The sequence below is a fragment of the Parabacteroides sp. AM08-6 genome, from assembly GCF_003473295.1.
In the GTDB taxonomy this organism is placed as follows: Bacteria; Bacteroidota; Bacteroidia; order Bacteroidales; family Tannerellaceae; genus Parabacteroides.
In genome coordinates, this window is sequence record NZ_QRMP01000052.1 from 1 (window position 1) to 7,952 (window position 7,952).

At 43.5% G+C, this 7,952-nt stretch carries 5 protein-coding genes; all 5 read right to left on the reverse strand.

Annotated elements, in window-relative coordinates; translation table 11 throughout:
- Positions 1-28 precede the first annotated feature (28 nt).
- Complete coding sequence (locus DW103_RS17450) at positions 29-1,279, reverse strand: TolC family protein (RefSeq protein ID WP_122278495.1); 1,251 nt, start codon at positions 1,277-1,279, stop codon at positions 29-31.
- Complete coding sequence (locus DW103_RS17455) at positions 1,257-4,364, reverse strand: efflux RND transporter permease subunit (protein WP_122278497.1); 3,108 nt, start codon at positions 4,362-4,364, stop codon at positions 1,257-1,259. The genes DW103_RS17450 and DW103_RS17455 overlap by 23 nt, the downstream gene beginning before the upstream one ends.
- Positions 4,365-4,371: 7 nt before the next feature.
- Positions 4,372-5,478, reverse strand: coding sequence for an efflux RND transporter periplasmic adaptor subunit (locus DW103_RS17460; protein ID WP_122278499.1), 1,107 nt, complete (start codon positions 5,476-5,478; stop codon positions 4,372-4,374).
- Between the two features lie 181 nt (positions 5,479-5,659).
- A complete protein-coding gene (locus DW103_RS17465) occupies positions 5,660-7,030 on the reverse strand; it encodes an ATP-binding protein (protein WP_122278501.1) in 1,371 nt (456 codons plus the stop codon).
- Complete coding sequence (locus DW103_RS17470; protein ID WP_122278503.1) at positions 7,027-7,713, reverse strand: response regulator transcription factor; 687 nt, start codon at positions 7,711-7,713, stop codon at positions 7,027-7,029. The genes DW103_RS17465 and DW103_RS17470 overlap by 4 nt, the downstream gene beginning before the upstream one ends.
- Between the last annotated feature and the right edge of the window lie 239 nt (positions 7,714-7,952).

Genomic DNA, 7,952 nt, shown 5'->3' on the forward strand with positions numbered 1-7,952 from the left:
TATTGACTCTTTTTGGAGTCAACCTTATTTACAAAAAGACAACATCCCATATTCCGCAGGCTTTTTCCAGTTCAACAAGTGCGGAGGCATAACCTTTCATTGTTTCGAGGTATTGCTCACGCACATCGTTATGGGTACGTTGGGCAATCAGCACATCGAGAATGTTGGATTCGCCGCGCCGGTATTTATAGACCATTCCGTCGAGGACCTTTTGCGATTCCTCAAGCATTCCCGTTTTATACTGGTTCACTTTTTTCTTTTCAGCTTCGAAGTTATACCAGGCTTGACTGATTTCGGTTCGTACCTGGAGTTCCATCTCTTTTTTTCTGATATTGGATTGTTCTATGCGAAACTTCGCAGCCTTGATAGCTCCTTTATTCGTATTGGAAAATTTCAAAGGGATGCTAATCCCGCCGGTCAATGAACGGGAAGGGGGAAGGAAGCCGTTCCAATCCCTTTCATACGAAAGCGAAAGACTGATGTCCGGGCGTCGTTCGGCGTGGGTGAGCTTGTACTCGTTGGTGCTTATCTCGATTCCTTTTTCCGAGGCAAAAAGGTCGATACGCTTTTCGAGACCTTCTTTTATCAGAGCGGTAAGGTGAAATTCCCTATCCAGCATCTCCCAGCTTCCCTCAGGCACAGTCAGCGTGTCGGTCGTTATTCCCATATATTGGTTCAGTACGGCTAATGCCGATTTGTATGCTGCCTCCTGTTCGTAAACTTCATTGAGTAGCGCTGAAGCTTCGAGTTTTGACTGTCGGACATCATTTTCGGTTATCTCACCGGATATGAAACGCAGGCTGTCCGACCGGCTTAGCTGTCGCATGTATTCATAAGAACCTATTTTGAGATTCAGTAGTTCCCGTTGCAAGATTGCTTCTAAGAAAAGATTGGCCGATTCGGCTCTTAATTCCTGAAAATAGTATTCCAACGACAACTTCTCATATTCTGCCATGCTGCGTGCCAGTTTTACACGTGCTCCGCGTTTATTGCCCAGTTCCAAGGAATAGCCCAGTCCTAAAGAGAATGTTTCGTTGGCTGCCTCGAATTCCAGGTCGGGGTCGGGAAGTACTTTTTGAGCAATTACTTCTGCCTCAGCAATGTCGATATTAAGTTGTTCGGCAAGATAACTGAGATTGCTTTTGCCTACACGAGTCAAGTATTCCCGGAAAGTAAGTTCCCGCACCGGGGTATTCCCTGTATTTTGTGCAGAAGCTTCGCTGCACATCATAAAAGCAAGAAGTATGCCGAGGAGGCTATATTGTTTCATTTTCTTCATTACAGTTGTTCTTTAGTAAGTTTCTTTTTTCAATCAGGTAGTAAAATGTCGGAAGTACAAACATGGAGATGAGTGTAGAGAACATCAACCCGTAAACGATTACCGTAGCTAACGGACGTTGTACATCGCTGCCGATTCCTGTTGCCAGCGATGCCGGTAATAGTCCGAGAATGGTTGTGACGGATGTCATCAAAATAGGACGGAAGCGGTGACGTGCCCCTTCGTAGACTGAATTATAGAGCGGCATGCCGTTTTTACGCAACCCGTTGATATGCGATACCATGATAATTCCGTTTTGTATGGAAAGTCCGAACATGGCGATGAAACCTACGGCGGAAGAGACGTTGAGAGTCATGCCACGAAGGTTGAGCGCAAGCATTCCTCCGAAAAGAGCCAGTGGAACAATGCCTAATACCAGCGCGGCTTGACGGAGCTTTCCGAACGTACTATACAGGAGGATAAACATCAGCATCAGTGTGAGCGGAATAATTATCGCCAGACGCGAATAGGCCCGGTTCTGGTTTTCGAACTGTCCACCCCATTTGATGGTGTATTTCTCTTTATCATATTGTACCTTTTCTTCTATCCTGTTTTGTGCCTCTTTCAGGAATGAAGCCAGGTCACGGCCCCGCAGATTGAGTTTTACGGTCAGGTGACGACGGTTCATCTCGCGGGTAATGGTACTTTCTCCTGTACTGAGTTTAACCTCGGCCACTTGCGAAAGAGGAATTTTTGCCCCTGTCGTGGAGGTGAGCATCAGGCCGGCAATTTTTTCGGGTGTATCACGTGCCTCTTCCTTATATTTGCAGGTAATGTCGTACTGACGGTCGCCCTGATAAAGTTGTGCAACGGCCTTTCCGCCGATGGCGACTTCAATCAGGTCCGACACATTCGAGACATTCAGTCCGTAGCGGGCGATAGCATCCCTGTTCATCATTATCTGTAATTGAGGAAGAGGGGGCTCTTGGTCTATATCCAAATCTACTGCGCCATTGACTTCACTTAGTACATTCATTACTTCCTCCGCAATCCGACGTGTTTCTCGGGGTTCATTTCCATATATTTTCACGACAAGCTCACTGTGTGCTCCGGCGATTTTATCCATCACCCCATCAATCATCGGTTGGCTAAAGCCTACACGGAATCCGGGCAGTGTTTCGTATTCTTCCGCCAACTCTTCAATCAGGTCATTCTTGGTCTTTCCCTTTGGCCATTCGTTGTATGGTTTTATGCCTATCGATACTTCGAAATGCGAAGGGGTGAAAGGGTCTGTTCCGTCATCATTTCGTCCTGCCTGTACAGCGATGTAGGTCACTTCAGGATACTTCATTGTACGGGTACGTAGTGTGTCGGACATTTCTCTGGATTTCTCCACTGATATGCCTGGCGGAAGATTAACCTGTAGCCAGATGGAGCCTTCGTCAAGTGTAGGCAGGAAATCTTTTCCAACGGTGATGCTCAACACGATTCCGGCTATCAGGATAACTGCTGCAGGAACAAATATGCGGCTGGGTTTATTGAGTATCTTCTCCACTATGGCTGCATATTTATCTCTTAGTTTCTCCAACCACTTATTCTTATAAATCTTGCGTGGTTTGCGATAGATAGCGTAGGCAATACCCGGTATCAACAGTAAGGCGACCAAAAGAGCACCAATCATCGCATAACTCATCGTAAAGGCCATGGGGGTAAACAATTTGCGTTCTACCCGTTCGAAAGCGAATAATGGCAGATAAGCCGTGATGATAATGATGGTAGAAAACAAGATGGGCTTTCCAACTTCTTTTGCGCGTTGGGCTATACTTTTTTCTTCTATATACTCGTCCACATGGTCTTCCCGCTTTTTAAGGATAGTTTCCATCATTACAATGGCTCCGTCTACGATGATGCCGAAGTCGATAGCCCCCAGCGAAAGCAGGTTGGCCGGAATGTCGGTCATCTTCATCAGAATAAAGGCGATAAGTAGTGCAACAGGGATGGTTACGGATACCAGTAATGCCCCTCTCCAGTTGCCGAGGAAAAGTATTAGTACTAAGATGACCAATGCCATACCCATCATCAAGGTATGTGATACTGTGCTCAATGTAGTGTTTACCAGGCTGGTACGGTCGAGAAATACATGAATTTTGGCTCCTTCGGGAAGTATTCCATTGTTTAGTTCATCTACGGCAGCGTGTATGCCGGCCAGCACTTCCGAAGGGTTTTCATGTTTCAGCAACAGTACGATTCCTTCCAGACTTTCGGAGTATTCACGGCTCCGGTCACTATAGCCGAAAACACCTTTTCTTTCAAGATTTCCATATCGTAGTGTGCCAATATCGTTGAGGAAGATGGGAACGCCACCTTCGGAACTTACCACAATCTTTCCAAGGTCGTCGAGTCCTTCTATCAACCCGATGCCACGAACCACGTAGCCTAAATCTCCCCGGTTGAGGATGCTTCCTCCAACATTGGAATTATTGTTTTCAATCGCTTCGATAACCTGTGCGAGTGATAAATCATATTGTTCCAGCTTTCGTGGGTCGACTTCCACCTGGAACTGCGTTGTGATACCACCGAAATTGGTTACATCGGCTACGCCTGATACTTCTTTGATACGCGGGATAACGACCCAGTTCTGAAGGTCGGTCAGTTCACGCAATGAATGTTTGTCACTTTCAATCAAATAACGGTAAATTTCACCTATGGGTGATGTCAGCGGGTCCAATCCGGGTACAGCGCCATAAGGGAGTTCTATCTCATTCAGTCTTTCCTGCACACGTTGACGGCTCCAATAGTCTTCAGTTCCATCTTTGAAGACGATTGTAATCATTGAAAGTCCGAAAGTACTTTTACTGCGCATTACATGCATGCCGGGAAGTCCGTTTATAACGCGTTCCAAGGGAATAGTTATCTGTTGTTCAACTTCTTCGGCTGCTAATCCGGGTACTTGTGTCACTACCTGCGATGTCACATCGGCGATATCCGGATAAGCTTCAATAGATAGTTGCTTCCAGGAATAATAGCCAAATACGCACAGCGTCAAAAACAAACAGAGCATTACCCATCGTTTCTGTATGATGGTAAGCATTATATCTTTTTTCATTTTGTTTTTATTTTAAATAGTATCCACCTTCACTGATTACTTTTTCGTCTTTTTGCAGTCCGCTAGCTATTACGGCCTGTCCCTCTTTTGAAAATTCTACTTCCACAGGTCTGCGTATATATGTGTTTTTCGAAGTCTGCACATACACGTAGCTGTCTTTTTCACCTTGCAGAAGTGCTTTCTCGGGAATATGAATCATATCCGTAGGTTCGCTGATGAAGTGCATGGTTGTGTACATTCCCAGTTTAAGCATTTCTTTCTGATTGTCGCATATCGACAATACTCGAATGGAACGGGTACTTTCATCAACCGACTCCTCTACATGAAATACTGTTCCTTCGATGTGCTTTCCGGGAAAGGCGGATATTTCGATATTCAGTTTGTTTCCTTCCTTGATAAAGCGAATATCTTTTTCTTTCACCTGAGCGGTAATCCATACTTTCGATAGGTCGGCTACTACGGCAATCGGTTCGGCATCATCCTTCAGGTATTGTCCGGTGACAATATTGTTTTCAATAATATTTCCGGAGATGGGAGCACGGACTATCAACGGTTGTCCGAGCGTCATGTTTTCCGGCTCATTCACCTGATAGACGTATAGGGCAGCGATGGCATTCTCATATTCTTTCTCGGCAATAAGTAATGTGTTCTCTGCTTCTTCCAATTCCTTTTGTGAACTTACTCCGTTTTCTATCAAATCCTGTTTACGGCGGAAATCTTTCTGTGCAAGTTCACGTGAAAGGCGGGCTTGGAAAAATTCTTTCTGCGCAGACGTAAAGTCGGGAGAACTGATTTCAAACAAAGGTGTCCCTTCCTCCACCTGTTGTCCCAGGTGGATATATGACTTCATTACCCGGCCGGAAAAGGGAGGTGCCACATAAGCGAACTGTGTCGGAATAGCCTGTACGGTTCCGGCTGTGACGACTTCTTTGGAATAGGGTAAGAGTTGCGTTTCCGCTACTTTTAATTTCTCATTCAATGTCCGGCTGGTTACAATAATTGTATCGCCTTTGTGCTGATAGTTGTTGCTTTCTTTTTCTTCTATGTTACTTTTGCATCCGGCAAGTAGTAACATGCTAAGCAATGCTAAATGTAGAGTGTTCTTTTTCCACATTGTACTTCCTGTTAGTAAGTTAATGATTCTGTTATTTTGCTTGATGTCGCAAAAGTAGGAAGTACTGTCCGGCAAAGCCGTTAGAAAACTATTAGAGCGATATTAGAAAACTATTAGAGTGATTTAAAAATCGAATAGGTATTTCAGTGTCAGATAAAAAAGTATTTTTCCCGGGGAATGATTAAATATGAGGTAATTCGATTACAAAAGTCGTGCCTTTCCCATATTCCGAATGGACAGCGATATTCCCTTGGTGCAAATGAATAATTTTTTGAGCCAGAGCCATGCCTATACCATGTCCTGCCACTTTATTTTCTTGTTCACCTCTGTAAAATAAGGCAAAGAGGTTCTTCTTATCTGTTTCAGACATGCCGATACCGTCGTCCGACAAACGGATAATTGTCCATTTGTCCCAGAAAGAAATCTGGATAAATGACGATTTGTCGGCAGAGTATTTGCAATTATTCTCTATCAGGTTTGAAAAAGCGATGTTCAATAAATAAAGATTCCCTTGTACGGTGATTAAGTGATCGTCGTCTGCTTCTTCCTGTTCAAATAGTAATTCGATGTTGTAGTCGGGATGTGTACGGAGGATAAATTCCCTGACATCGAGCAGTAATTCATCCAGACGTATTTCTTGCATCTTGATTTGCTCTTTTTGATAGTCTGCTTTGGCAAGGTTGAGTAGGCCGTCGATTAGTTTTGTCATTCGCCCTGCATCCTGCAAGGCGTTTTGCATGGCATTACGGTATTGTTCTTCTGTCCGTTCCTTTTGTAAGGCAAGGTCCAGTTCTGCGATGAGTGCGGCCAGAGGTGTCCGCATTTCGTGGGACACGTTGCTGACAAACATTTTTTGTGAGTTGAACGAAACTTCCAGCCGTTCCAGTAATGCGTTGAAGGCGGTACTAAGTTCACCCAGTTCGTCTTTCTCATTCTTGACAGGAAGACGCCGGTCAATGTGATGGGCGGTAATCGTTTCAGCTTTCCGCACAATATCCCGGATTGGTTTCAACGAAGCGCGTGCCAGAATATAACCGGAAACAAACAGTAACGAGAGGCCGATAATGAACAGGATAAATAGTGTATCCCGCAGTTCAAACAAATTGTCGTATCCGTAACCGTCATAAGCAGCGGCAGTAACGATGTAATCTTTTCCATCAAAGGAGTAAAGCATACCGATACCCTGATATTTATCTATATAAAATTCGATTTCTTTTTCCCTCAGAATACGGTCTATCATTTCCCGGTTTTCCTTGATGATGTCGTTTTGTATGGCATCATGGTAGAGTATCCGAAAGTCGGTCGTATAAATCGCGACTTCGACTTCATTTATAAACTTTTTATTGTTCAGGTAGATGGATTGCATGGTGTGGGCATCCACCTGGTTTTGGAGAAACAGATGGGCTTTTGTAACAGCTTCGCTTTTCAAGTCATGGAAAAAAGTCTTGCTGCGCGTATGATTGCTGACCAGATAAATCATAACCATGCACAGCAGGAATACCGTAGCTGTTACACCTGTGTTCTTAAGAGTAAGAGCTGTTTTTATTTTCATAATTTGTTAGTTAAAATGAATCCAACTCCCGGCTTGGTGTGAATTAGTTTGAGTTCGAAATTCCGGTCTATTTTTTTTCGTAAGTAGTTTATATAAACGTCTATGAAATTCGTTCCGGTATCGAAATGTGTATTCCATACTTTCTCTGCAATCTCAATGCGGCTGATGACTCTTTCTGCATTTTCAGCCATATAGACCAGTAGATTGTATTCCTTCGGTGAAAGTTTGATTGGTATGTTGTTGCGTATTACCTCCCTGTTGTTTAAGTTGATGGATAAATCAGCGTAATTGATTTTTTTAGGTGTGATAACAGATGTTTCAATGTTTCTTTTCAGCAGGGCTTTAATCCTTGCATTCAATTCTCTGAAATCAAAAGGTTTTACCATGTAATCGTCGGCTCCTGCATCGAAGCCGTCCAGTTTATCATCCGTTGAACCTAAGGCTGTTAGCATCAGAATCGGAACTTGTGCGTTGAGTTTACGGATTTCTTTACAAAGATCGAAACCATCTAATTTCGGAAGAATGATATCTGAAATAACCAATTGGAATGAATTTGATTGAAAAAGGCGTAATCCCATTGCTCCATCGTAGGCAACCATTGTCATATAACCGTTTTCTTCCAAGCCCAGCTTTAGTAAATCAGCCACTCGTTTTTCATCTTCAATAATTAGTATTGTTTGCATAAATATCTGTTATAGAGTGTGATGCAAAGGTATAATAAAACACCGGATATTCAATAATTTTCATTACCGACCAACCATCGATTGTTGGAAAGTATTATTATTCTTGGCTTGGAGAACAATAATTATTTTTTATGCTACGGATAATTTTTATAAGCTTTCAAAGAACATGCTTTCTCCTGCCGGTTCCGACGAAGCTCGTTACAGGGCAAACGCATTAGAAACAATCTGAAACTGAAGAT

What these genes read in the sequence shown, in the direction of transcription:
- DW103_RS17455 (WP_122278497.1), bottom strand. Translation starts at nt 4,364, where the DNA reads ATGAAAAAAGATATAATGCTTACCATCATACAGAAACGATGGGTAATG.
- DW103_RS17470 (WP_122278503.1), bottom strand. Translation starts at nt 7,713, where the DNA reads ATGCAAACAATACTAATTATTGAAGATGAAAAACGAGTGGCTGATTTA.
- DW103_RS17460 (WP_122278499.1), bottom strand. Translation starts at nt 5,478, where the DNA reads ATGTGGAAAAAGAACACTCTACATTTAGCATTGCTTAGCATGTTACTA.
- DW103_RS17450 (WP_122278495.1), bottom strand. Translation starts at nt 1,279, where the DNA reads ATGAAGAAAATGAAACAATATAGCCTCCTCGGCATACTTCTTGCTTTT.
- DW103_RS17465 (WP_122278501.1), bottom strand. Translation starts at nt 7,030, where the DNA reads ATGAAAATAAAAACAGCTCTTACTCTTAAGAACACAGGTGTAACAGCT.